The following is a 26,508-nucleotide window of genomic DNA, read 5'->3' as shown; positions in this document are numbered from 1 at the left end:
GCCGGCAAGCTGCCATGTTATGGACCCGGGCAGCTTGCGGTGGGTTACGCCGCCATTCGGCGGCTATCCCACCCTACCGCCTCTAATCCCCATCAAAACACCCATCCAGCGCCGCGATCAGCGCCTCGCTTGGGCTGTCGCGCCAGACGCCGTTGCCGGCCTCGTCCAGTCCGCGCAAGAACAGGTAACGCACGCCACCAAACTTTCCATCCAGCGCGACGCCGCGACTGGCAAGGTAGCGCTTAAGCGCGGCGCAATAGATCAGGTATTGCAGGTAGTAGTGTGCATGTGCGATCTCGTGCGCCAAACGCCCGGGTGCGTAATCGGCGGCGTGTTCGCCCAGATGGTTGGATTTGTAGTCGATGAGAAACCAGCGTCCGTCTATCACGCACGCCAAGTCGATGGCGCCGGTGAGAAAGCCTTCCACCGTATGAAAGTCCAGCGTCGCCGCCGCCGTGCGTAACGGCGCAGCCAGACCCATGGCCGGGTCGGTCAGCACGCGGCGCAGGCGCGACACCGATAGCCGCGCCAGTGGCCGGGTGAAATTCAGCTCGACCAGACGCTGCCTGGCCGGCACCTGGCGCAAGCACACGCCTTCATCCAGCGGCGCATCCAGCGTGCGCGCCACCATATCGCACACCGCGTCCAGCCAGTGTTCGGCAAAGCCGAAGCGCGCCAGCGTATTGGCGGCGACCTCGCGTATGCGCGCCTCGCTCCACTGAAAGTCGATAGCCTCGAATACCGCATGCAGACAGGTGCCGGGACGCGCGCCGCGCGGAAAACTGAAGCGGTTGAACGGCATGCTGTCGTTAGCCTCGGCCAGTTGCAGCTCGCCCTGATCGTGATCGGGCTTTTCCGCCAGCCGCGCCGTGGTTTTCGAGGTCAGCGCGGTAAAGCTGGTCACCCGCCACGGCGTATACAGCGTGCGTGCCAGCACCGACAGCGACAGCGTCTCGCCCTCGGGCGCAGCCGCCAGACAGTCGGTACGCAAGCGCGGTGCCGGCAACAGGGAAAATGCGCCGCCGCCACGCCGGCACAGATCAGCCAGATCATCTTTCAGCGTCATCGCGCGACAGGCCGGCCAGCGAGTCGATATCGCCGGCATGCAAAAGCCAGGACAGCGCCGCGCTTTCCATGCCCGACACATGGCGCCAGCAGATTACCTGACGGTACTGGGCGCGGGTCAGCGCGACATAGAGCAGGCGCAGCTTCTCGCCCAGCGTTTCCTGGCGCGAGGCGGCACGCGCCGCCTCATCGGCCAAGCCATCCGGCACCAGCAGCGTCTGCCCGCCATGGTGATAACGCCAGAACGGCGTATCGGCGGCGTCCAGCTTGCCGTCCCACAGGAAGGGGCAGAACACCAGCGGGTATTGCAGGCCCTTGGAAGTATGAATGGTGACGATCTTGACCAGCTGGGCATCGCTTTCCAGCCGCAATACCGCCTCCTCGCCACCGGGCGGATTGGCCACCCGCCCTTCAAACCAGGCCAGAAGCGGCGACAAGGCGCTTTTTTCCTCGCTTTGCTGCTGGATCAGCTCGGCCAGATGGGCAAGATTGGTCAGCCGGCGCTCGCCGCCTTCCAGCGGCAAGAGCCGTAACGCCAGCGAACTGCGGGCAAAAAATCCGCGCCAGGCCGCCATAAAGCCCTGCTCCTGCCAGCGCTCGAAGTCTTCGCGATTGAGGCGCAAACAGGCTTCCCACGCTTCCTCATTTTCCGCCAGCGCAAACAGCGCCTGCGCATCCAGCCCGTAGAGCGAAGTGGCCAGCGCCGCGCGCAAACGCCCCTCACTGGCAGGCTCGGCCCAGGCGCGCAATAGCGCCAGCATTTCACGCGCCTCCAGGCTGGCAAATACGCTCTCCTGCGTTAACGCCACGCTGGCGATGCCGCGCAGGCGCAGCGCCTGGCGCATGCTCTCGCCCTGACGATGGGTGGCAACCAGCACCGCCATATCGCCCCCGGACAGCGCGCGGCCGTTTTCACCCTTGAAAATTCGCGCCTGCCCCTTTGCCGCCAGATTCAGCAAGCGGGCAATTTCGTCGGCACACACCGCCGCCGCCCACTCGCCGGCGCCCTCCTTGCCCAGCGCCTTGGGCGCGTCATTGTCCTGCCACAACACGGTAAACGGTGCCTGATCGTCATCCACCTCCAGACGCCCGCGCTGCTGGCTGTCGGCATTGACCGGGTAGTAGCGGATGTCTTCCAGCACAAAAGGATTGGGCCGGGCAAACAGGGTGTTGACCGCCTCGACCAGCGCCTCGCATGAGCGGCGGTTGGTGTCCAGCGTGTAGTGGTGGCTGGCATCGCTGCGCGCAGCAAGATAGGCAAAAATATCGGCGCCGCGAAAACTGTAGATGGCCTGCTTGGGGTCGCCGACCAGAAACACCGGCGGCTGCGGCCGCGCCTCGACAAAGCAGCGGCGGAAAATATCGTACTGGATGGGATCGGTGTCCTGGAACTCGTCAATCAGCGCCACCTGAAAGCTGCGCGCCACATGGCTGGCCAGCAAGGGACCGCTGGACTTCTCGTTCAACGCGCCATACAGATCGGTCAGCAAATCATCGAAGCTGCGCTTGCGCTTATTGGCGCGCACGCGCTCGTGTTCGGCGTTGATCCAGTCGATCAGCTCCAGCTTGAGGCGGATCACCGCATGCTCCACCCCCTGGCGCAGGGCGCTGGCACACAAGAGCCACGCTTCCACCAGGGCAAACAGCGGATGATCCGGTGGCACAAAGCCCTTTTTCATCGCGCCACTTAAGCTGTCCGGCGTCAGCTTGAGCAGGTTTTTCAGGTCTGCCTCGGACAAAAGGGACGGCGCGGTGTCGGCAGAGAGCATGCGCTTTAGCAGGCGGGCAATGTGCGCAACAATGGCCGGCTTGTAACTGGTGGCCTTATAGCCCTGCGTACCGGTAAAGACCGCAAGACCCTCGTCGATATCGGCCGCTTTGAGCGCCTGCCACGCCACATCCTGCGCGCCCAGCACCGCCTCCAGATCGACCGCCGGCGGGCGCACTGCCGTCAAATAGGGGCGCGACAGATGCGGGCGCACGGCAGAGAGCCAGCCATCCGGCGTCTCGCCGCTTTCGGCCAGCACCCGCGACAGCGTGACATCCTTGACCACGCGCCGGCGCCAGAAGTCGTCGGCCAGCTCCATCAGCGCATCCAGATCATCCACCACCAGTTCGGCTTCGAAAGTTTGCGCGCTTTCAAAAGCGGCATCGGTCAGCACGCGCTGGCAGAAGCCGTGAATGGTATAGATGGCTGCCGCATCAAAGCCGCTGATGGCAGCAGACAGACGGGCGATGGCGCGGCTGCGCGCCTCGGGCGCGGCATAACGCGCGCGCATGGCCGCCAGAAACGGCTCGCTGACGGCGGCGCTGGATTCCAGCGCCAGCCGCGTCTCGACCAGGCGCGCGCGCAGACGCTCGCGCAATTCGGCCGTGGCGGCCTTGGTGTAGGTCACCACCAGAATGCGGTCTATGGTCGGTGCGGGCACATCGCCGTCTTCCAGCAGCAAGCGGGTAAACAGCGCGGCAATGGTCCAGGTTTTGCCGGTACCGGCCGAAGCCTCGATCAGATTGACGCCCGACAAGGGGCAATGCACGACGTCCAGCGGCTTCATGCTGCGTCCTCCGTTTCGTCCTTGCCATCGAAGGCGGCCAGCATGGGCAGCAGCAACACCTCGACCAGTTGCAAAAATTGCGCGTCCTGCAAGGGCTCGCTGCCGCGAAACACCAGCTCGACCGCCGCCTCGCTTTTTTGCGGAAACTTGCCGCGTCCGGTAAAGCTCGGGTCCCACTCGGCGTAGGCTTTGGCGAGTGCCGCATCGCGCGCCGTCACATCGTCGGCCAATACCCTGGCCGCCGCCAGGCTGGTACGCGGGAAAAACACCAGCGGCGCACGCTGCCCCAGCGCATAAAACGACAGCCAGGCTTCCAGTTGCGCAGCCGCATCATCCACCGGCAACAAGGCCAGCGCATCTTCGTCATCCACCAGCAAGGATGCCGGCATCACCCCCGCCGGGCGCAAGACGCACAGCACCAGATGGCGCAGCCAGAAGGCGATGCGTTCGCCTGCGTTGGCGCGCCGCGGTACGGTCGTAATCAGCCCGCAAGGGCGCAGACCGGACAACTCGCCAGACAGGGTAAACCCGCCTATCACCAGCCCCAAGGGCTCGGGCGGCAGGGGCGCATCGGCCAGTTCATCCGGCAGGCGCGCGGCAAAGCGCGCGCTTTGCCCCAGCTCGTCGGCAAGCCAGGCCTGGCCCAGCGCCGCCGGTGGCAGCAACCCCATGCCGGACAGGCGCGCCTTGACCGGCGCCAGAGGTTTGCCCTCATATAGCGCCGCGACCAAGGGGGTGCGTACCGCCACGCGGCTATTGCGGTCCAGCGCAAACGGCTCGCGCGTTTCCATGTCTTCCAGGCTCGCGGCCAGCCTGACCCCGAGCTGGTCGCCCAGATAACTGCGCACCGGGTTTTGCCAGAAACGGATCAGCGCCGACAAGGCCACCACGCGCGGTGCTTCCAGCGGTAAGGGCGTGGCAAAGGGCAAGGGGGTATGGCGCGGCGCGGACAGGGCGGCGTAATAGGCCGGCTCGAAACTGGCCTCTGCCGTCGCGGCATAATTGCTGCGGGCAAAAGGCTGCAAGCTATGCTGTTGCAGCAAGCTTTTACCCGCGTCAGCGCCGCTCATGGCGCTTAAGCAATCCAGCAGCTCGGACACCAGCGCCGATGGCGGCAAGGGCTCGTCGCTACGCGCCGAACGCCCGACCCAGGACAAATACAGCGCCTCGCGCGCAGACAGAATGGCTTCCAGAAACAGATAGCGGTCATCGAAGCGGCGCGAACGGTCGCCCTTTTGCGGATGGCGTGCGATCAGATCGAAGCTGACCGGGCGCTCGTCACGCGGATAGGCACCATCGTTCATGCCGATCAGGCACAGCACGCGAAACGGAATCGAGCGCATCGGCACCATGGCGCAAAACGTCACCCTGCCGGCCAGAAAGCCCGAGCCGGATGCCTGCTTCAGACGCCGCTGCAAATAGTCGCGCACCACCGACAGCCCCACCTCCTGGCTATAGGCGGCAAGTGTCGCGTCTTCGGCCAGTTCGGCGGCCGCATCGAACAAGACCGCCAGCGCATCTTCCTCTTCGGCATTTACGCTGAACAAGGCATTGGCCGCCTCGCCCACCCGTGTCGCCCACACCTGTGGCATCGCCGCTTGCTGCCACAGGCAAGCCAGATCAAACAGGGTATCGATCAAGGAGGCGAAGCGCGCCAGTGTCTCGGCCAGCGAGCCGCCGGCACCGCCGGCCGGCAGCAGTTCACCAAACAGGGGCGAGCGCGTGTCGCCGGCCATGGCGTCAGGCAGGATGCCGCCCAGAAGCAGACGATCCAGCCCCCAGCGCCAGGTGTGGTGCGCATCATCCGGCAAGCCCAGCGCCTGCTTGTGCGCGGCATCACGCCCCCAGCGTATGCCGCTCTTGCGCACCCAGTCGTGGATAAAAGGCACATCCGCCGCCAGCAGACCGAAGCGCGCCAGCAAGGCGTCGCAATCCAGGAGCGACAGCACATCGTCGGCGGCAAAGCGCGAATCGAGCAGATCCAGCAGCGCGGCGAAGCTGGCAAGCAAAGGCTGCTCGCGCGCGACGGTACGGTCGGCGATGGTATAGGGAATATTGGCGGCACCGGCATCGCTGCGCTTGCCGAATACGCTGTCGATAAACGGCGCGTAGGCATTGATGTCGGGAGTGAGCACCACGATATCGGCCGGCGTCAGGCTGCTGTCGGCCGCAAAGCGCGCCAGCAGCCGGTCTTTGAGCACCTCCAGCTCGCGCATCGCGCCATGGGTGGCATGCAGCTCGATGGAACGGTCATCGCTCGCATGCAGTTGCGGTACATAGCTGGCGACCCCGGGGTTGGCCAGCGTCAGCATATCGCGCTGCAGGCGCGCAAGCAGAGTCTCTTCCTCTCCCGCATCGTACAACGGATGCGAGTCCAGTTCGGCATCGCCGGCAATCAGGTCGAAAAAGTCGCGCCCCTGCTTGCCCAGCGAAGCCAGCAAGGGGTGGCCCTGTGCCGCGGCCACGGCATCCGTGTCGAACAGGTCGCGCTGGTGGCGCGCATCCACCAGATCGCCCCAATAGGCTTCGCACGGGTTCAGGGTAAACAGGAACACCTCGGTCAGCGCGGAGAGACGCTTGACCAGCGCCAGATACATGGGCGCAAGATTGGAGATGCCGAACAGGATCACCCGCTCGGGCAGATGGGCGCGCGTCAGCGACGACAAAAAATCATCCAAGAGGCGCACACGGTGGCGTGTGGCATCTTCGGCGGCCAGCACCCGCCACAAGGCAGCCTGCCACGCCTCGTCTTCACCCAGCCCCAAGAGCTCGCCCCTCTCCCATGCGCGTATCCACTGCGGGCGGAACACCAGATACTGGTCGAAGATGTCGGCCACTTTGCCGGAGAGCTCGAATGCCGCCGTCTCACCGCCTTCCAGATAACGCGCCAGCGCCTGATACGGCTCGCCGCTCAGGGTCGGCAACAAGGCCATCAGCCGCCAGCTCAATACCTCGGGGGCAAAAGTCGATTTTCTGGGCAGGCCCGGCAACACTTTTTGCATCAGCTGCCAGGCAAACGCCGCCGGCAGCACAAAATCGAGATGGGCGGCGATGCCGGCTTTCTTTGCCAGGTCCAGCGTAATCCAGCGCCCCATGCCACGGCTTTGCACCAGCACGGTTTCGGCGGCAAACGGGTCGGACAAGGGTGCGGCCTGCTGTACCGTGGCCAGCAAAGTCCCCAGCGTTTCCAGACGGTTGGATTGATACAGATGCAACATGACAAACACTCTCATCAGACCCGGTCCGACAGTGTAACATCCCCCCCTCCATCTTATGCCCGAGGCCTAACAGGAACCCGATATGTACTCGTACCTGATGCTCAAACACGCCCATGCCGGCTTTGCCTACCTGACCCTGCTATCGTTCGCCATCCGCGCCGGGCTGATGCTGGCAGGCTCACCCCTCCTGCAAAGCAAGCTCGCCCGCATCCTGCCGCACATTATCGACACCCTGCTATTGGCCTGTGCCGTGGCGCTGGTGATTCTGGGCGGCTGGCCGCTGTCCTCGCCGTGGATAGTCGCTAAAATCGTGGCCTTGCTCGGCTATATCGCGCTGGGCACCATCGCCCTCAAGCGCGGACGCACGCCGCAGATCCGCCAGGCGGCGCTGATCGCCTCCTTTGCCTTGCTGGCCTATATCTTTGCCGTAGCCAAAACCAAGATGATTGCGCCCTTCCTGTTCTGATCCCGCCCGCCCTGCCAGCCGGCCCGCTACGCAAGCACGCGTAGCGGGCCATATTTTTTTACAGAACCCGGCACTGACCGCAACACCAGCAGCAAGCCATGCAAATGGCGGCTAAAACCAGAGGATGTTAAGCACAAGAAATAAGCCGATAGCGCCAGCTACCCTCACGCCATGCGGCGCCTCGCGGATAATATCGCCATGGTTTACAAACAACATTCCGGCTTTACCCTGATCGAGCTGATCATCACCATGGCCATCGTCGGCATTCTTGCCACCATCGCCCTGCCCGCTTATCAAGGCTATATGCAAAAGGCGCGGCGCACCGATGCACAAGCCGCCATCATGCGCATTCAGCAAGCGCAAATCCGCCATCGCGGCTTTGACATCAACTACGCGCCCTCGCTCGATGCACTGACACCGGCCCAGTCCGCCAACAGCGAACAGGGCGATTACATCCTGTCCACCGGCATTCCGGCGGGCGAGGCAGCCAATGGGGCTTTTTATGTAGAAGCCCGGGTACGCGCCGGCTCGCCACAGCAAGCCGATAGCACCTGCCAGACACTGCGCCTGGAGCAAGTCGGCACGCAAACCCGCCGCACGCCGGCGGCCTGCTGGGCTTGACTATGCACGCGCGCCGAGGTTTTACCCTGATCGAAATGCTGGTCACGCTGTCGGTACTGGCCATTTTGCTGACGCTCGCCACGCCCAGCCTGTCCGCCTGGTTTGCCCGCGCACGCCTGGCCGGAGCAACCGGGTCTGTCACCGATACGCTGCGCTTTGCGCGCAAACAGGCAATCACGCGGCAACAGCCTGTCTGGCTGCAAACCCGTAGCGGCGACGACTGGTCGCTTATTGTCAGCCAGAACCGGGGGGAAAGCTGCGAGCAGGCGCTGGCCTGCATCCGTGCGGCAGACTACCGTGGCGTGTCGCTGGAAACACAGGGCTTGCCGGCACAGATCCGTTTTTCCCCGCTCAAGGGCCTGCCGCAAAACGCGGCCGGCGTCGCCTTAGGCGAAGCCAGTTGGGTGCTGACGCAGCAACACTGCAGCGACAGCACCATCAAGCTGCTGCCAACCGGCTTTATCCATGCCAGCAAGGGCAACTGCCCATGAAAAAACACCTTGGCTTTACCCTGACGGAAATGATGATCGCTCTTGCCATCGGCCTGATCGTGCTACTGGCGGTATCGACCCTGTTCGTCAACTTCACCACCAGCGCCAGCCATGAGCGCCAGCAAGCCGCGCTGCGCGCCATGATGGATAGCGCCATGAGCAGCATGGCCATGTCCCTGCGCCGCGCAGGCTACGCCGGCGAAGCAGACCCGGCGCCTTACGCCCGTATTTTTATCGGGCAAAACGGCCATTGCCTGCGCTTTGCCCATGCCAGTCCGCCCGGGGAGAGCGCGCAGGACCCGCATTTTTACGCCCTGCGCCTGAAGCAGCAGAACGGCAAGGGCCGCATCCAGCAATTGGCTACCCGTCAGGACAATTGGCATTGCGATGCCCCCGATGCCGACTGGCAGGACCTGACCTTGCCGGCGGCAGGCTCGGTGACAGGGCTGAGCTTTAGCCAGACAGGTCGCGATGGCATTCATATTGCACTGAGCGCACAGCAAGGCGGACTTGCTGCGCTAGCGCTGGCTGCGACCGTCACCCCGCGCAACCACCCGATCATTACTCAGGAGGCGACCCGATGAAAACGCAACGCGGCGCAGCCACCTTGCTGCTTGTCATGTCGCTGCTGGCGCTGATCTCGCTGGCCTTGCTCTATACCTCGCGTCATGTCCTGGTCGAACACTTCAATGCCCAGGCCCAGCATAAATACCATCAGGCGCTGGGCTATGCCGAGGAAGGGATGCGTATCTCGGGCAAGGCTCTGGAAACCGATGGCAGCCGACCGGCCAGCACCGCGCCACAGCGTTACACCCTCAGCTATCAGGAGGAAGGAGAGCAGTTGCGCGTCACCAGCCACGGTCACTTCGATGGCTACCGCGTAGCGGTGCAGCAACGCTTTGCCTTGGTAGGCGACCCCACACCACCGCCGCCGCCATCCGAGAGCGTGCTGCAAATTCACCATGACCTGAACCTGAGTGGCGCCATCAATATCATTGGCGGCAAGGATGCCAAACTGAAAGTGGACGGCGATGTCACGCTCAATGGCACCGTCAAGGGCATCGACACCTTGCTTGCTACCGGCAACATCACGATAGGCGGCAACCAGACCGTGAATGTGCTGGGTGCCAACGGCAATATCACCCTGAGAAATGGCAACTACCAGCGTGTCAGCGCCATGGGCAACCTGCAAACCCGCGACAGCGCCACCATCGTCAGGGCGCAGACCAACGGGACGGCCAATATAGGTAGCACGCGTGTCGATACGCTGATCGCCATCGGCAATGTGTCCGTGACCAATGGCGGCAGTTCGCTAGGGGAAATTGAAACGCAGGGCTCGTTCAGCAGCAAAACCAGCAGACCGATCAGCTCGCTCAAGGCTGAGCGCAACCTCGAGATAGAAGGCTGGGGCGGACCACTCAATGCCACCATCGGCGGAGAGGCCAGTTACAACCGGAACAATACAGACATCAAGGTCAGGATAGAGCCAGGCCTGCAAGTGCCGATCACGTCATTGACACCGATCACGCTGCAAAAGCACCAGGTCGATGCCAACGACTACCAGCAGCAGGCCCATTATCTGTTCCGCCGTCTTAGCGACGGGAAAATACAGGTACAGGTGCGCGCGATCCACGGTATTGATGACGGCCTTTATCTACTGGGAAGAAACCAGAACAATCACGAAAACTACCTGTGCCAGAAAACCGACAGCAATGGACGCTGCACGACCCCGAGCGTCGGGCGCTTGTGCCGCGGCTATTCCGACTACAACACCTGCCTCACGGTTTCCAAAACAGGCGTATGGACACTGGCAGGCAATAGTCTGGCCCCCGGCCTGGTCTGGTTTGATGGCGACTTGCAGGCGGGAAACGGCCGCTATTACAACAGCTTTATCGCCAGCGGCAATATCAAGACCATGGATAACCACCAGGTCTATGCCGTCAACTATATCGCTTACCCGGGTGTGTGCAGCAACAACGACTACCCCGGCCAATATCCGACCGACTACTGCAATACACAAAGCCAGCAGTTCAATAGCCACGCCAGCGGCAATATCGCCTATCTCGCAGGCAGCTATCAGGACAGCCAGTACAAGGGGGGCGACATTATGCTGGGCAGCAGTAGTACCGTGCACGGCAACGTGATCGCCGGCAACACCCTGAATAGCGGCGGAAGAACCGTGATTAAAGGCTATGTCACGGTCGCCAATCAGGGCGCCAGCGGCGACAACAACTGGGGTGCCAGCACGACCATAGACCTGACCAATCTGCCCGACTCATTCAAGCCAGGAGAGAGCGGCAGCGGCCAGCCCCCCGTTACGCCGCCGCCTGTCGCCGGTGAAAAAGTTTACCGGGTCGTCCAGGGCAGCTGGATAGACCACGCGGAATAATCATGACCCGACAAGCCGGATTTACCCTGATGGGTGTACTTGTCAGCCTGCTGGTGCTGAGTCTGGGCATTCTGGGGCTGATACGTTTTCAAGGCGCGTTGCTGCAAAGCGAAATTCACAGCAGCGACTACGCCAATGCCACCAATCTGGCGCAAAGCGCGCTGGAAGAGCGCAAAAGCTATCCCGCCGCCACCTGCCCAGTGCGCTACCCCCACCACCATCATGGTCCATGATGTACACCAAAACGCCCGCGTGACCATCAATCAGGGGACTTGCTCAGATTTGGGCGGCCACCCCTGGCATACATGGCGCTGCACCAGCGAAGCCCCTCAAGGCAGCAACCTGATTATCGAGATAGATGGCACGGGGCAAGGCCATGATGAAACCTTCAATATCACGGCCAACTGCAAGGAAAATAGCGTGCAGGGCAAATAGAAGCCGACCGACCCCGGCTTATACAGTTGGCACGCCCTCGCGCTGGCTGGATGCACACTCGAAGTCAACTCTGCGCGCACCACCTGTGCCACGCCGCCGCCTTAGCCATCGCAACCGGCAGGCTAGATACCCCGCCCCTACTGGCGGCCAGTCGTGTTTCACCAACAACAACTGTGCACAGACAACAGCCGAGCTGTTCCCATTGCAGCTCAAACGCCATCACAGCACGGCATGAAGCAGATCTCTATGCCCGCAGCTTGCCAACATTTGACCCTCGTCATATCTAGATAGCAATTAAACTCATATACTAAATGCTATTTAATTTCCGACAAAAGATGCGCGGTATCTACTGACTCCGCTCCTGGAAATAGGCTGAGCCACCGCTCTACCCCCATCCCGATCTAATGAATCCATTGCACTCATCCGGCAAGCACAGACCGGCAAGCGTGCGCCTGAGCATATGCCATAACCGCGGCGTAACCCTGATCGAACTGATGGTCACGCTGTCCATTCTCGCCATCGTACTTGCCATGGCACTGCCCTCTTTCGGGCAACTGGTGGCCGAGCACAAGATCAAGACTGTCAGCCAGACGCTGGTCAGTGCACTCCATCTGGCCCGTAGCGAGGCCATCAAGCGCGGGCATGAAGTCAGCGTCTGCCCCTTGGCCGCAGGCAATGGCACACGCGCTTGCCTGAATAATGGCTGGCAGGCCGCCATGGGTAACGAGGCCGGCCTCTGGGTCTTCGACGATCTGAGCCGCCCGCTATTGCAACTGGAAGACCCCGATCAACTGATCCGCCAGTTGGCGCCGGGCAGAGCTGGCATCAGCATCACCGCATCAGCCGGCCTGCAGACCGGCATCAGCTATCTGGCCGACGGCAGTGCCAAACAGGCAGGCACGCTAAAAATCGCCCTCCCCGGTGCCGTGCGCTGCCTCAAGCTCGCTGCCAATGGCCGGCTCACCCTACAAACGGGAAAAGACGATGCCCCCTGCTAAATTTCGCAGCCACCGCAGCGCAGGCTTTTCGCTGATTGAAGTTTTGATTTCCATGCTGGTGCTGGCGCTAGGCATGCTGGCGCTGGCCGCACTCTTTATTTCTTCACTGTCCACCGGCCACGGCGCCAGCCAGCGCAGCCAGGCGACGTTTCTGGCCTACGACATCATCGAAAGCATGCGCGCCAACCGCCAGGCGGCGCTGGACGGCGCTTACAGCACCCAAGGCAACTGTAGCGGCGGCCTTCCTGTCGCTAGCTGCGACTTGCAAGACTGGCAGGCCCAAGTCCGCCGCACCCTGCCCGACGGCACGGGGCAGGTACAGATACAAGGCACGCGCGCCAGCATCACGCTGAGCTGGGATGAAGGAAAAACCAACGCTGACGGCACGCCCCTACGCGCCCAATTCATCACAGAGACAGGAGTCTGAGCATGCATCAAGCGCAGCGCGGCATATCCTTGATCGAACTGATGGTCTCGCTCGCGCTGGGTCTGGGTATCGTGGCCAGCACAGGCTACGTCTACCTGGGCAGCAAACAGACCCACAGCCTGCAGGAAGCCGAGTCGGCACTGCAGCAAAATGCACGTTTTGCCTTTGAAAAACTGTCGCGCGATGTGCGCCAAAGCGGCGACCTCGGCAGCGAGCTTGCCGGCTGCAATATCCGGAGCTTTACCAATGTGCTCAACGATGGCAGTGCACGCGCCGCCATCGGCAGCGACCTGTACGACATCCCGCTTGAGGGTTTCGACGATCCGGCCAGCGCCCCGGACGGTATCGACGCAGCAGCCTATCTCAAGGGCGATGTGCTCAAGATCGCCCATCTGGAACACGAAAACCGGGCGCCTGAAACCCTGCTGGACATCACCGGCCACAATGCCAATTCGGCCACCATGGAGCTGAAAAAAACCAGTGCTCACGGCCTCGCCGATGGCGATATCGTGGTGGCGATCCAGAACGATTGCAGCCACGCTGCCATGTTCCAGATCACCCAGCTCAGCGACAACGGTGCCAAGCTCAAGCTGGTGCACAACACCGGCAACAGCACTCAACCTGGCAACTGCAGCAAGACGCTGGGCCCGGTCACCCCGCCCACTTCACGCTGCGATGCCCCCGCCTACACCTTCGAGCCCGGCTCCAAACTGGTCAAACTGGATCAGCAACAAGCGGCCACCACCCTGCGCTACTTTATCGGTAAAGGCGATGGCGGCCAGCCGGCTCTGCTGCGCCAGACTGGCAGCGATGCGCCCGAGATTCTGGTAGATGGCGCTCAAGACCTGCAGCTGCGCTACGGCATTGATCTCGATGGCGACAACAATGTCGATCGCTACGTAGCGGCCGGCGAAGTCGAAACCCTGGCCCCGGGCGACAGCCGCAAGGCTAAATGGCTGCGGGTGCTGGCGGTGCGAGCCTCGCTGCTACTGGCTTCCGAACGTGAAGTCGGCAGCTCGCCACAACACATTATTTTTAATGGCGAAGAAATCCGGCCTACCGACCGGCGCCTGCGCCAGGTACTCACCGCCACCATCGCCATCAGGAACCGCCTGTGAATATACTCAATCCCCAGCGCGGCATGGCATTACTGGTGGTACTGGTCTTTATGCTGCTGTTGGCCATGCTCGGCCTGTATGCGGTGCAAGACAGCGTGCTGCAGGAAAAAATGGCCGGCAACAGCCGCAACCGCAGCCTCGCCTTTGAAGCCGCCGAAACGGCACTGCACCATGGCGAGCGCGACTACCTGCAATGGAAAGACCAAAATTTTGCCACTGAGCGCAACACCTGTAGCGGTGGCCTGTGCGACGCGGCCGCCACCGCCCCCAATGATGCCGCCTACTGGCAGGATGACACGCGCTGGCAGGCCGGTAACAGCCTGAGCCTGCCCGAAGACGCGCCGCTTCCCCACCTCGCTGCCCAGCCGCGCTACCGCATCGAACGCCTGCTGGCCAGCAACGGCCAGCCTGACGGGCGCTACCGCATCACCGCCAGCGCTACCGGCGGCGAAGGCAAGGCGCGCGTGGTACTGCAAGCCCTGTTCGAACCCTGCATCGAAGGAAGCTCATGCTGAAACGCCCATACCTGCCCTGCGCCGTCGCACTGGCCTTCTCCCCGCTGCTGCCCGCCGTCGAGCTGGCCGATGTGCCGCTGTATCTGGCCGTCGACATGGCACCCAATGTGCTGCTGACGCTGGATGACTCGGGCAGCATGGCCTATGCCTACGCCCCGGACTCTGTGGACAAGACCGCCAGCAGCAGGCGTTTCAAGGCGGCATCCTTCAACGGCATCGCCTACAACCCCAGGTTCAGCTACCCGATACCGCAAGTGCGTGGCCGCAATTACAGCACCCGCTTCAACCAGGCCTATATCAACGGGTTCAATCCCGGGCAGGGCAGCGTCAACCTCGACGCCCAATATCTGACCTACGCCAATTGCAATTTTTCCCTCAGCAAAAACTATTGTCAGGATCAGGACAAGCAGGGCCAGAAATCGGCGTTCTACACCCTGTGGTATGCCGATGCGGGCAGAAGCAAGCCCTATGCATGCAATGCCTCCGACCCGAAAGACGATGACTGCTATCTGGAAATCGTCGTCGGCAGCAGCGACGACATCGCCGCCGGCAGCAGTGCCGAGCGCAAGCAGAATTTCGCCAACTGGTACTCGTTCTACCGTACCCGCGCGCAAACCATGACCTCGGGTGCGCTGCAAGCCATCGACGGCATCGATGATGGCCGTATCCGTCTGGGCTGGCAGGCGCTCACCGCCTGCAACCGCTTTGACGGTCGCTGCCAAGGCTACGATGGCAGGACGCGCGACAACCGGCTACGTGTACTGGACAGCACACAGCGCGAGCGCTTCTACCAGAGTCTGGAACGCTTTAAGGTCTATGGCTGGACGCCACTGCGCAGTGCATTGCAACGCACTGGCTCTTATCTGGAACAAACCGGCCGGGACAGCCCCTGGGCAGAACAGCCCTATGTCGACAAAGGCACCGAATACAGCTGCCGCAAAAACTTCAGCGTGGTTTTCACCGACGGGCTGTGGAATCAGGACGGCGGCTTCAATATTGGCGGCAACATAGATGGCAGCAACCACACCCTGCCCGCCGACGCGCAGGGCAAGCGCCAGAGCTATAGTCCGCGCCCCCTTTTCCGGGACAGCAACAACAACAGCCTGGCGGATACGGCTTTTGCCTACTGGGCAAGCGACCTGCGCCCGGACCTGGCCAACAATGTACCGGCCAGCTTTAGCGATCGCTCGGGTGATGCGACCGCCCAATACTGGAACCCGAAAAACAATCCGGCCACATGGCAGCACATGGTGACTTTCGGCATCGGGCTGGGGCTGGGTGAAACCCTGATCACCCATCCCCAATGGGCCGGCAGTACCTGGGCTGGCGAGGGTTACAAAGCGCTGATGAATGGCACGACCAACTGGCCGGCAGTCGACAGCTCGGGCAAAAATGCCCTGACCGGTCACGTCTACGACCTGTGGCACGCCGCCATCAATAGCCGCGGCCAGTTCTTCAGTGCCGATGACCCCAAGGCGCTGAGCGAGGCCTTCCGCCAGACTTTCGCCTCCATCATTGATGCCAGCCCTACCGCCGCGCCGCTAAGCGCCAACTCGGGAGCCATCCAGCAGAGTTCTCTGCTGTATCAGGCCGGCTTTGACAGCAAGGACTGGCATGGCCAGCTGCAAGCCTGGCAGCTCAAGGCCGACAGCACGCTAGGGCAGGTCAAATGGGATGCCGCCCGCCAGCTACCCGCACCTGCCGCACGCCGCCTGTTTACCCTTAACGGCAGCAGCCCGCGCCTGCTCGACAGCTGCAGCAGCCTGTCCGATGCACAGTTACAGGCGCTGGGGCCGGATCTGGCCAGCTGCAACTTGCGCCTGCAATGGCTGCGCGGTGATGCAAGCCAAGAGGTGCGCAACGGCGGCAGCTTACGCAACCGCCCTCTTTCGGTGCTGGGCGACATCATCAACTCGGCTCCGGCCTATGCCGGCAGCCAGGATTTCGGCTGGAGCAAGGCCGAAGGCCTGGCCAACAGCGAGCGCAACAGCTACGCCGGCTATCTCGCCGCCAAACGGGTGCGTACCCCGCTGCTGCTGGCTGGTGCCAACGACGGCATCCTGCACGGCTTTGATGCCGACAACGGGCGCGAACTGTTCGGTTTCGTACCACCAGCTGTATTCGACAATCTCAAGGCACTGAGCGAGCCGGCCTATAGCCACCGCTATACGGTGGACGGCAGCCCGACACTGGGCGATGCCTACTACGGAGGCAGCTGGAAAACGGTACTGGTGAGCGGGCTGAACAAGGGCGGACGGGCGGTCTATGCGCTGAATGTCAGCGACCCGGACAATTTTTCCAGCCAGCATGTGCTGTGGCAGTTCACCGACCCTGACCTCGGCTACAGCTATGGCCAGCCACAAATCACACGCCTGAATAATGGCGACTGGGCGGCGGTGTTCGGCAGCGGCTACGACAGCGCCAGGTCGGCACTGTTTGTCGTGCGCCTGAGCGACGGCAAACTGCTGCAAAAGATCCTGCTGGGCCAGGATCAGGGGCTGGCCGGCATCACCCTCTACGATCAGGACAAGGATGGCGTGACCGATGCCGCTTACGCCGGCGATCTGGCAGGGCAACTGTGGAAATTCGACCTGTCGGCCAGCACACCGGCTGCCTGGAAAACCGCCAATCAGGGCAAGCCGCTATTTATCACCCCGCCAGGGCAAGCCATCACCACCGCGCCGCTGATAGGCCCGCATCCGCAAGGCAATGGCAATATGGTCTACTTCGGCAGCGGCCGTTATCTGGGGCCATCCGATATCAACGATCAGGCGGTTCAGGCCTTCTACGCGGTGCAGGACAAGGGTAGCGACAATGGCATCATCCTGGGCGCGGCCCAGTTGCAGACGCAAACGCTGGAAGAAGAAATCACCCAGGGCGGCGCCGTGCTGCGCAAGACCAGCAGCCATAGCGTCGACTGGAGCCGCCAATACGGCTGGCTGCTAAGCCTGAGCCGCAACAGCGGCGAGCGGGTGATCACCACCCCGCTGCTCAATCATGGCCGCATCCTGTTTACCACCATGCTGCCCTCCACCGACCCCTGTGTACCCGGCGGTGACGGCTGGCTGATGGCGCTGCGCGCCGACAGCGGCGGACGCACGCTGGATTCCACCTTCGATCTCAATGGTGACGGCGTGATCGACAGCAAGGACAAGATAGGCGGCAATAGCGCCAGCGGCATCCGGCTTGCCGTCGGCATCCCCACCGCACCGACCTTTGTCGAAAATCCGGCCACCCCGGGTCTGGCGCCAGTCTATGTGAGCGGCACCGCCGGCAAGATCGAGCTGATCAATATCGGTGTGCCGCTACCGCCGCCGACCGGCCAACTGAAGCTCAAACGCATCTACTGGAAGCAGATACTGTGAAACCACGCACACCGCAACAGACCGGCTTTACCCTGATCGAACTGATGATCACCGTCGCCATCATCGGCATCATCGCGGCAGTCGCCCTGCCTTCCTACCAGCGCTATGTCGCACGCGCGGCGCGCACCGATGCGGGCGCCGTACTGCAGCAAAACGCGCAGCAGCTGGAGCGCAACCGCACGCTCAGCAACAGCTATGCCCTTACACCGGCCGGGGATGACTACACCATCCCGCCCGAACTGGCACAATCGCCACGCGACGTTCCCGCCAGCCAGGCACGCTACCTGATCGAACTTAAGAGCGATGGCCGCAGCTATATCCTCAAAGCCGTACCACGCGCTGCGGGTGCCATGGCCGGCGACGAATGCGGCACGCTGACGCTCAACCATTTCGGGCAAAAAGCCATGGAAAACGCCCACTCGCAAGTGGGCGTGGCGGGGTGCTGGGGATAATAGAGAGAATCCTACGCAAAGGGGCAAGGTGAATAACTGTCCGGTGCTAACAATCTCACTGCGCCCACTGCCCGCCACTCACGCTTCCTCCTCGGGCTCCGCTTTGCGTCAAAGTCTGGTTGCCATCACTACGCTGGGAACGAGCTGTATCAGGCGTTGCAGTAATCGTAAAAGTATTGCCATTAGCGCAAATTGTAGCTATGGCATAGTCGGCACTATTTGGATCAGCAACACCGCAAGCATTCCCTGCCGCATTCAAATAACTACCATTCACGCTATGGAAACGTTCTAATGCCTGAGCATGCGCCACCAACTGTCGCTGTACATCAATGCGGCGGCTTTTGACCACATGTGCAGTGTAGGATGGGTAAGCGATAGCTGCCAAAATGCCGATGATAGCAACGGTAATCATCACCTCAACAAGAGTAAAACCATACGGATGTACATAAAGGGGACGGGCTTTCATGCTCAGTACTCCATGCTCAGGCAGGACAGACAAAAGTAATGGTCTGGATCAATACGGTTGTACGGATATCTCGTCCGACCCCCCGTCCCATCACGCTGTAAGCTATACAGTCGGTTTTATCTGCAGGACGGAAATTATTGGGAAGCTGGCGTATCAGATAGCGGCCACGTGCATCTGTACTAGGCTCAGAGTTTGCCACGATAAAATCCGCATTAGAAGGGAGTGCGACACCATTCCATACTGCATTAGGGCCATTAGCTGTTCTACAACCGGTCAGGCAAATTTCGGCATTCGCCTGCAAGAAGCGCTGACCTTGTCGCACAGCCAACTCTGCAAGCTGTTTGGCACTAGCCCTGTCCATTTGGTTGCCCGCCATACGCTCCCCCATAATGGAGCTACGGCTGGCATTAAGTACCAGTACAGTCACCGCCAGCAAAATAATCAGGGTTACTACCAGTACATAACCCCGCTGCCTAGATTGAACATAAGTCATGGTTTAGCGGTTCTTTAGCAGAATGGTGGTACGGTACAGCCGATACAACCGTTGGTCATTTTGACTACCCGCAATATCGGCACCAGCACAATTTGTCACAGCAGCCCGTTTAACTACCGAACTATCAGTCGTGGCAGTACGCAGTACGAAGCAGGCTTTGACAGTACGGATATTGAGTTGAGCCGCGGCACCAACTGCAGGCACCTGATAATTATCGGCAATACAGTCGCCACGCCGATTGCCCCCCACCATATCACCACAACCAAAAGCAGGGTCGGTAGCCGGGCCTGTATCCACACCATAACTGAGATTGAAATCTACCAGTTCAACCCCCTGCCCACCAACCACTGGTGCAATCCATGGTATGGCAGCACCACCCGCTGTACAGGTCAACATATTGTTGGCAGCCGCAATAGTTAGATTGTGATTGCCAGCCACGGCAGTATTACCACTGCAGTTCAACATATTATTGTCCTGCTGAGTAAAGGCTACTGTTAGCGAAGCCGCAGAATTGGCAGTAACGGGGTTAACGAGACCAGCCGAAGTTACAGGGTGGAAGCCAGCCTGTGACACAATACGCTGTAGCATAGACATCGCAAAACGCCCTTCCTCGCTCAGAACATTTTGCATCTGTTGCAAACGCGAGGTCTGCCGTGAATTGAGATAAAGCTCGCTGACCGCCAAAAGTGCTAGCAAGGAAATACCCAACGCCACCATAAACTCGATCAGACTAAAGCCTTGGCTACACCGCTTTTGCATCATTCGATCACCACGGTGTAGTTGCTATCAAGACCGGCAGCATGATCATCACGCCAACTGATGGTCAGGGTGTAACGCAAAAAACCCGTGCTAGCGCCCGTGACGGCAGCCAATGCGAAGCGCCCTTGGGGCAGCTGATTTTGCAGCATCCGATTCCACTCAGCCATTTCAGCGACGACAAGGTACGTGCTGCGCCCATTCACCTGGGCAGCACAAGCCGGAGGCGTACTACTCAAACTTGCCGTAGTACATTGGGAAAAGTCGGGGGGGGTAGGGAGAGGCATATCACTAGCCGCATCGTCATCCAGCAGGAAAGGCGTGCGGTTGGCACGAATACGCTCAGCCAGATCATTGGCTAAATCTGCTGCAATAGTTCGCTGATAGGCACTCTGGTTATACATCAGGGTGCGTGACTGCAGCGATGCCAACCCCAAAAGCCCAAGCGCGATAATAAATAGCGACACCATCACCTCAATCATGGAAAGGCCGGTCTGCCGTTTATGCTGAGTCATATTATCTCACTGTGGACTAAGGGCAAGCTGTGGCATCCAGCTGCCGGCCAATACGCCCGGATAAGAACACATTCACGGTCCTTTGTGTGCCACCTGCCGCGCATAAAGACAAAGAAATGGCCTGTGGTGTGCTACCTTGGCTCCGATTAAAAACAACCGCCACGGGCTGTACGCCCGCAATAGCCGCAGGTGTGACCGAGACACCGGTGCTGACACTAACACGCTGTAAAATCGTCCCGGCAGGATCCATTACACCCCAGCCCCGCGCCCAATCAGCGGCGCTGGCGGAACAGGCGTTACCACTGTCAGGGTTACTCATCGGACAGACCGTTACATTCACCCGCTGCCTGATGGCTTCGGTTCGGGCCAATTGCAATGACGATGCCAATAAGTCGGTTTGTGAGGATAGCCGGGCTTCGCGCAAAAACTGACTCATATTAGGCACGGCAATTGCCGCCATAACGGCCAGTATCGCCAGTACAATGACCAACTCCACCAAGGTCACGCCGGTCTCCCCGCCAGAACCCCGCGCAAGCACCGAGACTTGCATCACAACACTTCCCACCAGAGCGTGGTTTCTATTTTGGCTCCCTGCGCCCCTTTATTGAGTTCTTCCTCATGGACTTTATCCCTGCCGACCTGGGGGACAAAAAGCTGGCCCTCACCATTGGAAAGAGGCCTGGCCATCGCATTACCAGCACTGGTGCCCGCGGCAGCATTGCCAGTGTAAACCGCCATGGCATTAGCCTCCTGCAAAGCCACTGAGTTGCCGACATCCCCCAAAGCAGTACCGGCATTCGCTGGTGCTGTATAGGTGTAACCGTTTTTCTGCAGGAACGTCAGCTCGGTAGGTATCCCTGACAGGCTGAAGCCACTGATGTAGCTCTTGCCCGAGGAGAAATCCACCATATCCGCAGCGCTGGATTTCTTGTCGCCGGTCAGGTCGATAAAACTGTAGTCCCTGCCTTTTGCACCAGCCCTATTTTTGACCACCCCGCCTGTCAATGGGTTGACTCCCATGATCCACCCCCTGCCACCGGGCAGACACTTCTCGCTGGCAAGCGGAACCCCGGTGCCAAACAGCAATTTATCCAGTAACAAAAGTGGCGATGTAATCAGGCGCTCGGAGCTTTCCGGCAAGTCGAGATACCAGCCACGCTTAAGTTCGGCAGGATCGGTCAGGTCAATCGTGTTATTGCTTAACTGCCGATAAGTCACCACCATGCCAGTGGCGGAGGTTTTATCCAAGGTATCGGTCACACTCTGCATTTGCAGCGCTGACTTGCTGACTGTTATTGGTGCTGTATCCATTTTGTCGAGTACGGCATAAAAACTTTGCTGACTGGTATCGCTCCGGTCTGCATCCGTCTGCAGCTTGCCGGTACCGAACAGCACCAGATTGCCAATAGGCGTGCTATCGGTTTTGCTGTTTACTGCCAATACGGCCGGACGCATCACAATAGGCTGGTTCGTACCAGCATCAAACAAAGGTGTGGTTTCGACCTTGAAATCAGCGGGTGCTGCACCGGTCAGGTCAAAGCGCCACAACTTGCCACTCATGTCCCCTGCGTAGACATAGTCAAGTACACCATCTTGACCAAAATCGACTCCAGCAGGTGAGGACAGCCCCCCCTTGCTAGGCACCGTAATTTTTTGCAATACTGCACCATTGTCGGCATTGACAATAAACAAGGCTGAAGTATCTGTAGCAATACCCGCGCTATTTTTGTAACCATTGCTCAGGATAACGGCGGGGATGGCCGTGTTGTTTCCGTTGCGCACGTTGTAAATCAAAGGAGAACCAAAGGTATGCCCCATGTCGATATCCTGCCGACTATTGCGCTCCCAGCGCACCGCAGCAGCAGTATTAAACTGTGCAGAATCTGATGCATCGAGTGCAAAATAGCCCCGTCCACCTTGGGCCAAACCAGAGACCAACAACGTTTTCCAAGCACTGCCGATGCGTACATCGGCCTGACGAGCATAGCCATTAACAAACCAGTTATGCGGTGTACCAGTTGATAGTCCGTAATTAGCTTTGGTCAAATCACTCAGATTTTCATATACAGCGGCCGGGACGTACCCCATCAACTCCTGCATACTATTTCCATCAAAAGCATGCATCATGCCATCGTTGGCACCGATAAAAACCAGACTGCGCGCTGCACTTTTTGTTTTGTATGCCGCATAAGCTGGGTCACTACTGCTACCCGTAGGCTTACCCACCACAACAGGTTGCGCGCCTATCATGTCGCCCAGTAAAGACGTACGGGTACGAAAGCCCGCAATCCCTTCCTGCCCGCGAATGAAGTTGATAACATTGCGGGCCGTCTGAACATCCCCGGATGGAGGAGCCAGTGCTTGTCGCTGCCAGGCTGCTAGTTTGGCAGCATCTTTAAACTCAATGGCCGCAGTCACCGCAGATCCATCAGCCTGATGGCTGGTATAAATATTACGGTTCCCATGTGAAGGAAAAATAGCTTGAGGAACAGTGCAATCACCACTGACCCTGCCATCAGTGCCCAGCATCTTGCAACGCAACTCGCCATACCACCCCTTGGGGTTGAATACAGGTTGATATACCTTATTGCCAGCATAAGCCGCATCGATAGCAACAGCTATACCTCCAGCATTAGACGTAGATGCATTGATCTGGGAAATAGCCGCATTCAGGCTGCGGGCTAACTCTGCCTCATTATCGGCCTTGTAATAGTTACCGCCCCCCACCGCCGCCGCCGCGGGCAGTACATTATTCAAAGTGGAAAAACCAACTGTATAGGTGATCAGGTTTTGTAGCTTAAAAAGGGGATCGTCATAACTCTTACCATCGAGATCATTGCGAGTTCCTGTGATTAGGTCGGCATCGAGTGCATACTTAGCCACGTCTCGGATGGCACGGGGCCTGTTATTTTTATCACCAAACCCTGGGGTGGTAAGCCCCCCAGTCCCCTCTAAAGCATTAGGACAATTGCTCCCTTGATCAGTGCATACGCTAAAATTTACACTTTGTGCGCTTCCATCCGCGCCATAGCGGGTATAAGCCATCGTAGCCAAGCCGCTACCCGGCAACTGCTCATCGTTAGTAGCATCCCCATCGGTAATCACGATGGCAAAATTTTTCTGGCAACGATACTGGATAGGGCTGGTGTAGTTCCCGGTTTGCTTGTCATATAGGGAAGTTTCACCACGGAAATAGCGGGACACTTCCAGCAAGGCTTCACCCAAAGGAGTAGCCGTTCGGCCATTGAGCGCAGTAATTGCGGCCTTCAGCGCCGTCCTGTTACTTTCGACCCAACCATCCCGAACTGCGGCACGCAGTATCCCGCCCTCTCCCCGCTCATCGCCCCCTATACTCGTCGGCTTATCATGAAACGAGAACACGCCCCAGCGTAGCTGGGGGTTGCTGTCGATCAGATTCCTCGACACCCGCTTGGCAATATTCATCTTGCTGTTTGGAGTAGAGACTTCGGAGTCGATGATGGTACGAAACTTTTTGGTATCGTTCTTAATGCAACTGCCCCAGTTACTTGCAATATCAGAACAAAGATCCCCGCGAAGCCACTGATTGGAGCTGTCCTGCAGCATACTGGCGGAGGTATCCAGCAACAGCATGACATTGGGGGCAACCGAGGTGGAGAGCGAAGGTGGTAGTGCGGGGTAAGGACCGGCAACAGCGGCCCCAGGCAATAGACTGCTCAGAACCGCACCGCCAAGAACCAGAGAACTATTCATGAATAGTTTCATCACGCTTACCCCCTTGTTTTTATTCGCATTTAATCTACTCAGCAAGAGCCTGATTGCAGGCACTTGTCAGCATTTGCAATTGAACTGCGATAATTTTTTGAATTGTATATTCTTTTGATTTTAAAAATTCATTTGGCAATTACAAAATTGGCAAATATACCAAAAACACAACACCACTCTAATTTAGGGCGTGCTTAACTCGCCCTCCACCTGCCTCCCCCTTGACCCAGAACAAGTCGCATCCCCGCCCATGCTGTTACCGTGGGCGGGTTTATGATTACGCCTGTTTCGCATGCCTAAGCTACCCGAACTGGTCTGCCCTGCCGGCAGCCTGCCCGCCCTCAAGACCGCCATCGACCACGGTGCCGACGCGGTGTATATGGGGCTCAAGAATGAAACCAATGCCCGCAACTTCGCCGGGCTGAATTTTGACGAAAAATCCGCCACGGCCGGTATCCGCTACGCCCACGACAAGGGGCGCAAGGTGCTGATGGCGATCAACACCTTTGCCCAAGGCGTGGATATCTCGCGCTGGCAGCGCGCCGTCGATCAGGCGGCCGATCTGGGGGTCGATGCGGTGATTCTGGCCGACCTCGGTCTGATGGATTACGCCAGCCGCCGCCACCCGAACCTGCGCCTGCATATGTCGGTGCAAAGCTCGGCCACCAATTACGAGGCGGTCAATCTTGCGCGCGATCTGTTCGGCGTGCAGCGCGCAGTCTTGCCGCGCGTGCTGACGCTGGATCAGGTCGGCCATGTGATCCGCCATACCGATGTGGAAATCGAAGTCTTCGGCTTCGGCAGCCTGTGCGTGATGGTGGAAGGGCGCTGCCTGCTGTCCAGCTACGCCACCGGCGAGTCGCCCAATACCCACGGTGTCTGCTCTCCGGCCAAGTTCGTGCGCTGGGAGCAAAACGGCACCACCACCAGCGCCCGCCTGAACGATATCCTGATCGACCAGTACGGCCAGAACGAGCCGGCCGGCTACCCGACGCTGTGCAAGGGCCGCTTCGAAGTGCAAGGCGACACCTATTACGCGCTGGAAGAGCCGACCAGCCTGAACGTGCTGGAGATGCTGCCGCAAATCATCGATATCGGCGTATCGGCCATCAAGGTTGAAGGCCGCCAGCGCAGCCCGGCTTATGTGGCACAGGTCACCAAGACGCTGCGCGAAGCCATCGATACGGCTGGGCGCGAGATGCAGCGCTTTTCGGTGAAGCCTGCATGGCAGGCGGCGCTTGGCAAGCTGGCCGAGGGCCAGCAGCAGACGCTGGGCGCTTACAACCGGCCATGGAAATAATCAGATGACCGCACTTAATCTCAAGCTCACCCTCGGCCCCATCCTGTTTTTCTGGTCGCGCGCCGAGGTATTCAAGTTTTATGAAGAAGCGGCCGGCTGGCCGCTGGACACGATTTATCTGGGCGAAGCGGTGTGCTCGCGCCGCCAGCAACTGCGTAGCAGCGACTGGATTACGCTGGCGCACCAGCTGGCCGATGCCGGCAAAGATGTGGTGCTCAGTTGCCAGGCACTGCTGGAGAGCGAATCCGACCTCAAGCGCCTGCGCAAGCTGGTGGACAACGGCCGCGTGCGCCTTGAAGTCAACGATCTGGGCGCCGCCAAGTTGGCACGCGAATCCGGCATCCCCTTTGTCGCCGGCACCCATATGAATGTCTACAACAGCAGCACGCTGGCGCTGATGCAGCGCTTGGGCGCGTATCGCTGGCTGCCGCCGGTGGAGATGGATCGCAGCACGCTGGCCGCTATTCTGGCCACCCGGCCCGAACTTGAAACCGAGGTGTTTGCCTGGGGCCGCCTGCCGCTGGCATTCTCGGCACGCTGCTTTACCGCGCGCCACTACAACCTGAAGAAAGACGACTGCCAGTTCAAATGCCTGGACTACCCGGACGGACTGCAGCTTGCCACCCGCGAGGGCGCCGGCTTTCTCACCATCAACGGCATCCAGACCATGTCCGACGGTTGCCATGCCCTGCTGCCGCACTTGGCCGAAATGGACGCGATGGGGGTGACGGCGGTACGCGTCAGCCCGCAGTCGGCCCACACAGCCCTTTAGCGCCGTCATCGCCGGCACGCAAAGTGCAAACGCCGCCATGGAGAGCCTGAAAGGCAAACACGCCGGGGAAGCCGTTGATGGCTACTGGTGCGGACCCGCCGGCATTATCAATACAGGAGACACCTTGCATGCGAGTGCCTGACATCACCCTGCCGCCTATTATCGCCAGCATCGCCGGCAAGCTGCCGGCCACCCCGCCGACGCTGGCGCTAGTGACCGCACTGAACCAACTGGTGAAAAAAGGCGTACTGCCGGCCGAGATGGAGCTACTGGCCGGCAAGCGCTTTGAAGTGGATGTGCTGGACGCCGGCATCAAGCTGCGCTTCGCCGCCGACGAGGCCCGCTTC

24 protein-coding genes and 1 pseudogene are annotated in these 26,508 nt (G+C 60.0%); 16 read left to right on the top strand and 9 right to left on the bottom strand.

All coding sequences use genetic code 11. The features are described from left to right. Nucleotides 1-82: 82 nt before the first annotated feature. From EGI20_RS07505 to recC, 3 genes are read right to left on the bottom strand one after another with little or no spacing between them, the layout of a single operon-like run. Complete coding sequence (locus tag EGI20_RS07505; RefSeq protein ID WP_498630953.1) at nucleotides 83-1,066, bottom strand: PD-(D/E)XK nuclease family protein; 984 nt, start codon at nucleotides 1,064-1,066, stop codon at nucleotides 83-85. Next, entirely contained in the window at nucleotides 1,050-3,620 is a 2,571-nt protein-coding gene (locus tag EGI20_RS07500; RefSeq protein ID WP_498630951.1) for a UvrD-helicase domain-containing protein, read from the bottom strand. The genes EGI20_RS07505 and EGI20_RS07500 overlap by 17 nt, the downstream gene beginning before the upstream one ends. Next, the gene (gene recC, locus EGI20_RS07495; RefSeq protein ID WP_498630950.1) at nucleotides 3,617-6,853 is read right to left on the bottom strand and encodes an exodeoxyribonuclease V subunit gamma; all 3,237 of its coding nucleotides are present in this window, start codon (nucleotides 6,851-6,853) and stop codon (nucleotides 3,617-3,619) included. Before recC ends, EGI20_RS07500 begins: the two co-directional genes overlap by 4 nt. A 67-nt stretch (nucleotides 6,854-6,920) precedes the next feature. On the opposite strand from recC, the gene EGI20_RS07490 reads away from it, so the two are divergent. The 13 genes from EGI20_RS07490 (at nucleotide 6,921) to EGI20_RS07430 (ending at nucleotide 18,115) form a co-directional block, all read left to right on the top strand. Then, the gene (locus EGI20_RS07490; protein WP_498630948.1) at nucleotides 6,921-7,304 is read left to right on the top strand and encodes a SirB2 family protein; all 384 of its coding nucleotides are present in this window, start codon (nucleotides 6,921-6,923) and stop codon (nucleotides 7,302-7,304) included. Between the two features lie 198 nt (nucleotides 7,305-7,502). Next, nucleotides 7,503-7,925 carry a type IV pilin protein gene (locus EGI20_RS07485; protein WP_498630946.1) on the top strand — a complete coding sequence of 141 codons (423 nt, stop codon included), beginning with the start codon at nucleotides 7,503-7,505 and terminating at the stop codon, nucleotides 7,923-7,925. Nucleotides 7,926-7,927: 2 nt separating this feature from the next. Then, entirely contained in the window at nucleotides 7,928-8,416 is a 489-nt protein-coding gene (locus tag EGI20_RS07480) for a GspH/FimT family pseudopilin (RefSeq protein WP_498630944.1), read from the top strand. Beyond that, a complete protein-coding gene (locus tag EGI20_RS07475) occupies nucleotides 8,413-9,000 on the top strand; it encodes a prepilin-type N-terminal cleavage/methylation domain-containing protein (RefSeq protein ID WP_498630942.1) in 588 nt (195 codons plus the stop codon). The genes EGI20_RS07480 and EGI20_RS07475 overlap by 4 nt, the downstream gene beginning before the upstream one ends. Then, nucleotides 8,997-10,805, top strand: coding sequence for a DUF4097 family beta strand repeat-containing protein (locus EGI20_RS07470; protein WP_498630940.1), 1,809 nt, complete (start codon nucleotides 8,997-8,999; stop codon nucleotides 10,803-10,805). The genes EGI20_RS07475 and EGI20_RS07470 overlap by 4 nt, the downstream gene beginning before the upstream one ends. A gap of 2 nt (nucleotides 10,806-10,807) precedes the next feature. Continuing rightward, nucleotides 10,808-11,038 carry a type IV pilus modification PilV family protein gene (locus tag EGI20_RS07465; protein ID WP_498630938.1) on the top strand — a complete coding sequence of 77 codons (231 nt, stop codon included), beginning with the start codon at nucleotides 10,808-10,810 and terminating at the stop codon, nucleotides 11,036-11,038. A 19-nt stretch (nucleotides 11,039-11,057) separates the two neighbouring features. Further along, on the top strand, nucleotides 11,058-11,240 hold the full coding sequence (locus EGI20_RS07460; protein WP_498630936.1) for a hypothetical protein: 183 nt from the start codon (nucleotides 11,058-11,060) through the stop codon (nucleotides 11,238-11,240). A 446-nt stretch (nucleotides 11,241-11,686) separates the two neighbouring features. Next, nucleotides 11,687-12,238 carry a GspH/FimT family pseudopilin gene (locus EGI20_RS07455; RefSeq protein ID WP_498630934.1) on the top strand — a complete coding sequence of 184 codons (552 nt, stop codon included), beginning with the start codon at nucleotides 11,687-11,689 and terminating at the stop codon, nucleotides 12,236-12,238. After that, the gene (gene pilV, locus EGI20_RS07450; protein WP_498630932.1) at nucleotides 12,225-12,665 is read left to right on the top strand and encodes a type IV pilus modification protein PilV; all 441 of its coding nucleotides are present in this window, start codon (nucleotides 12,225-12,227) and stop codon (nucleotides 12,663-12,665) included. Before EGI20_RS07455 ends, pilV (EGI20_RS07450) begins: the two co-directional genes overlap by 14 nt. Before the next feature lie 2 nt (nucleotides 12,666-12,667). Beyond that, a complete protein-coding gene (locus EGI20_RS07445; RefSeq protein WP_498630930.1) occupies nucleotides 12,668-13,783 on the top strand; it encodes a PilW family protein in 1,116 nt (371 codons plus the stop codon). Next, entirely contained in the window at nucleotides 13,780-14,298 is a 519-nt protein-coding gene (locus EGI20_RS07440) for a pilus assembly PilX family protein (RefSeq protein WP_498630929.1), read from the top strand. The genes EGI20_RS07445 and EGI20_RS07440 overlap by 4 nt, the downstream gene beginning before the upstream one ends. Next, nucleotides 14,292-17,663 carry a pilus assembly protein gene (locus EGI20_RS07435; RefSeq protein WP_498630927.1) on the top strand — a complete coding sequence of 1,124 codons (3,372 nt, stop codon included), beginning with the start codon at nucleotides 14,292-14,294 and terminating at the stop codon, nucleotides 17,661-17,663. The genes EGI20_RS07440 and EGI20_RS07435 overlap by 7 nt, the downstream gene beginning before the upstream one ends. Before the next feature lie 44 nt (nucleotides 17,664-17,707). Further along, complete coding sequence (locus EGI20_RS07430; RefSeq protein WP_498630955.1) at nucleotides 17,708-18,115, top strand: type IV pilin protein; 408 nt, start codon at nucleotides 17,708-17,710, stop codon at nucleotides 18,113-18,115. Between the two features lie 55 nt (nucleotides 18,116-18,170). Here the strand turns inward: EGI20_RS07430 and EGI20_RS07425 are convergent, their stop codons facing one another. From EGI20_RS07425 to EGI20_RS07400, 6 genes are read right to left on the bottom strand one after another with little or no spacing between them, the layout of a single operon-like run. Then, nucleotides 18,171-18,581 (bottom strand): type IV pilin protein, encoded by a 411-nt coding sequence (locus EGI20_RS07425; protein ID WP_498630925.1) that lies wholly within the window; start codon nucleotides 18,579-18,581, stop codon nucleotides 18,171-18,173. 16 nt (nucleotides 18,582-18,597) lie between these two features. Further along, the gene (locus tag EGI20_RS07420) at nucleotides 18,598-19,074 is read right to left on the bottom strand and encodes a pilus assembly PilX family protein (RefSeq protein WP_498630923.1); all 477 of its coding nucleotides are present in this window, start codon (nucleotides 19,072-19,074) and stop codon (nucleotides 18,598-18,600) included. A 3-nt stretch (nucleotides 19,075-19,077) separates the two neighbouring features. Next, the gene (locus EGI20_RS07415) at nucleotides 19,078-19,836 is read right to left on the bottom strand and encodes a PilW family protein (protein ID WP_498630921.1); all 759 of its coding nucleotides are present in this window, start codon (nucleotides 19,834-19,836) and stop codon (nucleotides 19,078-19,080) included. After that, nucleotides 19,833-20,345, bottom strand: coding sequence for a type IV pilus modification protein PilV (gene pilV, locus EGI20_RS07410; protein ID WP_498630919.1), 513 nt, complete (start codon nucleotides 20,343-20,345; stop codon nucleotides 19,833-19,835). Before pilV (EGI20_RS07410) ends, EGI20_RS07415 begins: the two co-directional genes overlap by 4 nt. A gap of 16 nt (nucleotides 20,346-20,361) precedes the next feature. Then, the gene (locus EGI20_RS07405) at nucleotides 20,362-20,850 is read right to left on the bottom strand and encodes a GspH/FimT family pseudopilin (RefSeq protein WP_498630917.1); all 489 of its coding nucleotides are present in this window, start codon (nucleotides 20,848-20,850) and stop codon (nucleotides 20,362-20,364) included. Nucleotides 20,851-20,894: 44 nt separating this feature from the next. After that, nucleotides 20,895-24,077 carry a pilus assembly protein gene (locus EGI20_RS07400; protein WP_498630915.1) on the bottom strand — a complete coding sequence of 1,061 codons (3,183 nt, stop codon included), beginning with the start codon at nucleotides 24,075-24,077 and terminating at the stop codon, nucleotides 20,895-20,897. A 304-nt stretch (nucleotides 24,078-24,381) separates the two neighbouring features. Between EGI20_RS07400 and ubiU the strand changes: the two genes are divergently transcribed. From ubiU to EGI20_RS07385, 3 genes and pseudogenes are all read left to right on the top strand, one after another. After that, nucleotides 24,382-25,389, top strand: a complete 1,008-nt coding sequence (gene ubiU / locus EGI20_RS07395; protein ID WP_498630913.1) for a ubiquinone anaerobic biosynthesis protein UbiU — start codon at nucleotides 24,382-24,384, stop codon at nucleotides 25,387-25,389. 4 nt (nucleotides 25,390-25,393) lie between these two features. Then, nucleotides 25,394-26,161, top strand: a complete 768-nt coding sequence (locus tag EGI20_RS07390) for a U32 family peptidase (protein WP_498630911.1) — start codon at nucleotides 25,394-25,396, stop codon at nucleotides 26,159-26,161. Nucleotides 26,162-26,289: 128 nt separating this feature from the next. Beyond that, nucleotides 26,290-26,508: pseudogene (locus EGI20_RS07385) on the top strand (ubiquinone anaerobic biosynthesis accessory factor UbiT); the annotation flags it as partial.

Source organism: Aquitalea sp. S1-19 (genome assembly GCF_024343515.1).
The sequence above is the reverse complement of the archived record's forward strand: the minus strand, read 5'-3'. Positions and strand labels throughout refer to the sequence as shown.

Coding starts and splice junctions, on each gene's coding strand:
- pilV (WP_498630932.1), top strand. CDS start 12,225: ATGCCCCCTGCTAAATTTCGCAGCCACCGCAGCGCAGGCTTTTCGCTG.
- EGI20_RS07465 (WP_498630938.1), top strand. CDS start 10,808: ATGACCCGACAAGCCGGATTTACCCTGATGGGTGTACTTGTCAGCCTG.
- EGI20_RS07485 (WP_498630946.1), top strand. CDS start 7,503: ATGGTTTACAAACAACATTCCGGCTTTACCCTGATCGAGCTGATCATC.
- EGI20_RS07400 (WP_498630915.1), bottom strand. CDS start 24,077: ATGAATAGTTCTCTGGTTCTTGGCGGTGCGGTTCTGAGCAGTCTATTG.
- EGI20_RS07480 (WP_498630944.1), top strand. CDS start 7,928: ATGCACGCGCGCCGAGGTTTTACCCTGATCGAAATGCTGGTCACGCTG.
- EGI20_RS07390 (WP_498630911.1), top strand. CDS start 25,394: ATGACCGCACTTAATCTCAAGCTCACCCTCGGCCCCATCCTGTTTTTC.
- EGI20_RS07505 (WP_498630953.1), bottom strand. CDS start 1,066: ATGACGCTGAAAGATGATCTGGCTGATCTGTGCCGGCGTGGCGGCGGC.
- EGI20_RS07475 (WP_498630942.1), top strand. CDS start 8,413: ATGAAAAAACACCTTGGCTTTACCCTGACGGAAATGATGATCGCTCTT.
- EGI20_RS07425 (WP_498630925.1), bottom strand. CDS start 18,581: ATGAAAGCCCGTCCCCTTTATGTACATCCGTATGGTTTTACTCTTGTT.
- EGI20_RS07500 (WP_498630951.1), bottom strand. CDS start 3,620: ATGAAGCCGCTGGACGTCGTGCATTGCCCCTTGTCGGGCGTCAATCTG.
- EGI20_RS07470 (WP_498630940.1), top strand. CDS start 8,997: ATGAAAACGCAACGCGGCGCAGCCACCTTGCTGCTTGTCATGTCGCTG.
- EGI20_RS07420 (WP_498630923.1), bottom strand. CDS start 19,074: ATGACTTATGTTCAATCTAGGCAGCGGGGTTATGTACTGGTAGTAACC.
- EGI20_RS07490 (WP_498630948.1), top strand. CDS start 6,921: ATGTACTCGTACCTGATGCTCAAACACGCCCATGCCGGCTTTGCCTAC.
- pilV (WP_498630919.1), bottom strand. CDS start 20,345: ATGACTCAGCATAAACGGCAGACCGGCCTTTCCATGATTGAGGTGATG.
- EGI20_RS07435 (WP_498630927.1), top strand. CDS start 14,292: ATGCTGAAACGCCCATACCTGCCCTGCGCCGTCGCACTGGCCTTCTCC.
- EGI20_RS07445 (WP_498630930.1), top strand. CDS start 12,668: ATGCATCAAGCGCAGCGCGGCATATCCTTGATCGAACTGATGGTCTCG.
- EGI20_RS07430 (WP_498630955.1), top strand. CDS start 17,708: ATGATCACCGTCGCCATCATCGGCATCATCGCGGCAGTCGCCCTGCCT.
- ubiU (WP_498630913.1), top strand. CDS start 24,382: ATGCCTAAGCTACCCGAACTGGTCTGCCCTGCCGGCAGCCTGCCCGCC.
- recC (WP_498630950.1), bottom strand. CDS start 6,853: ATGAGAGTGTTTGTCATGTTGCATCTGTATCAATCCAACCGTCTGGAA.
- EGI20_RS07415 (WP_498630921.1), bottom strand. CDS start 19,836: ATGATGCAAAAGCGGTGTAGCCAAGGCTTTAGTCTGATCGAGTTTATG.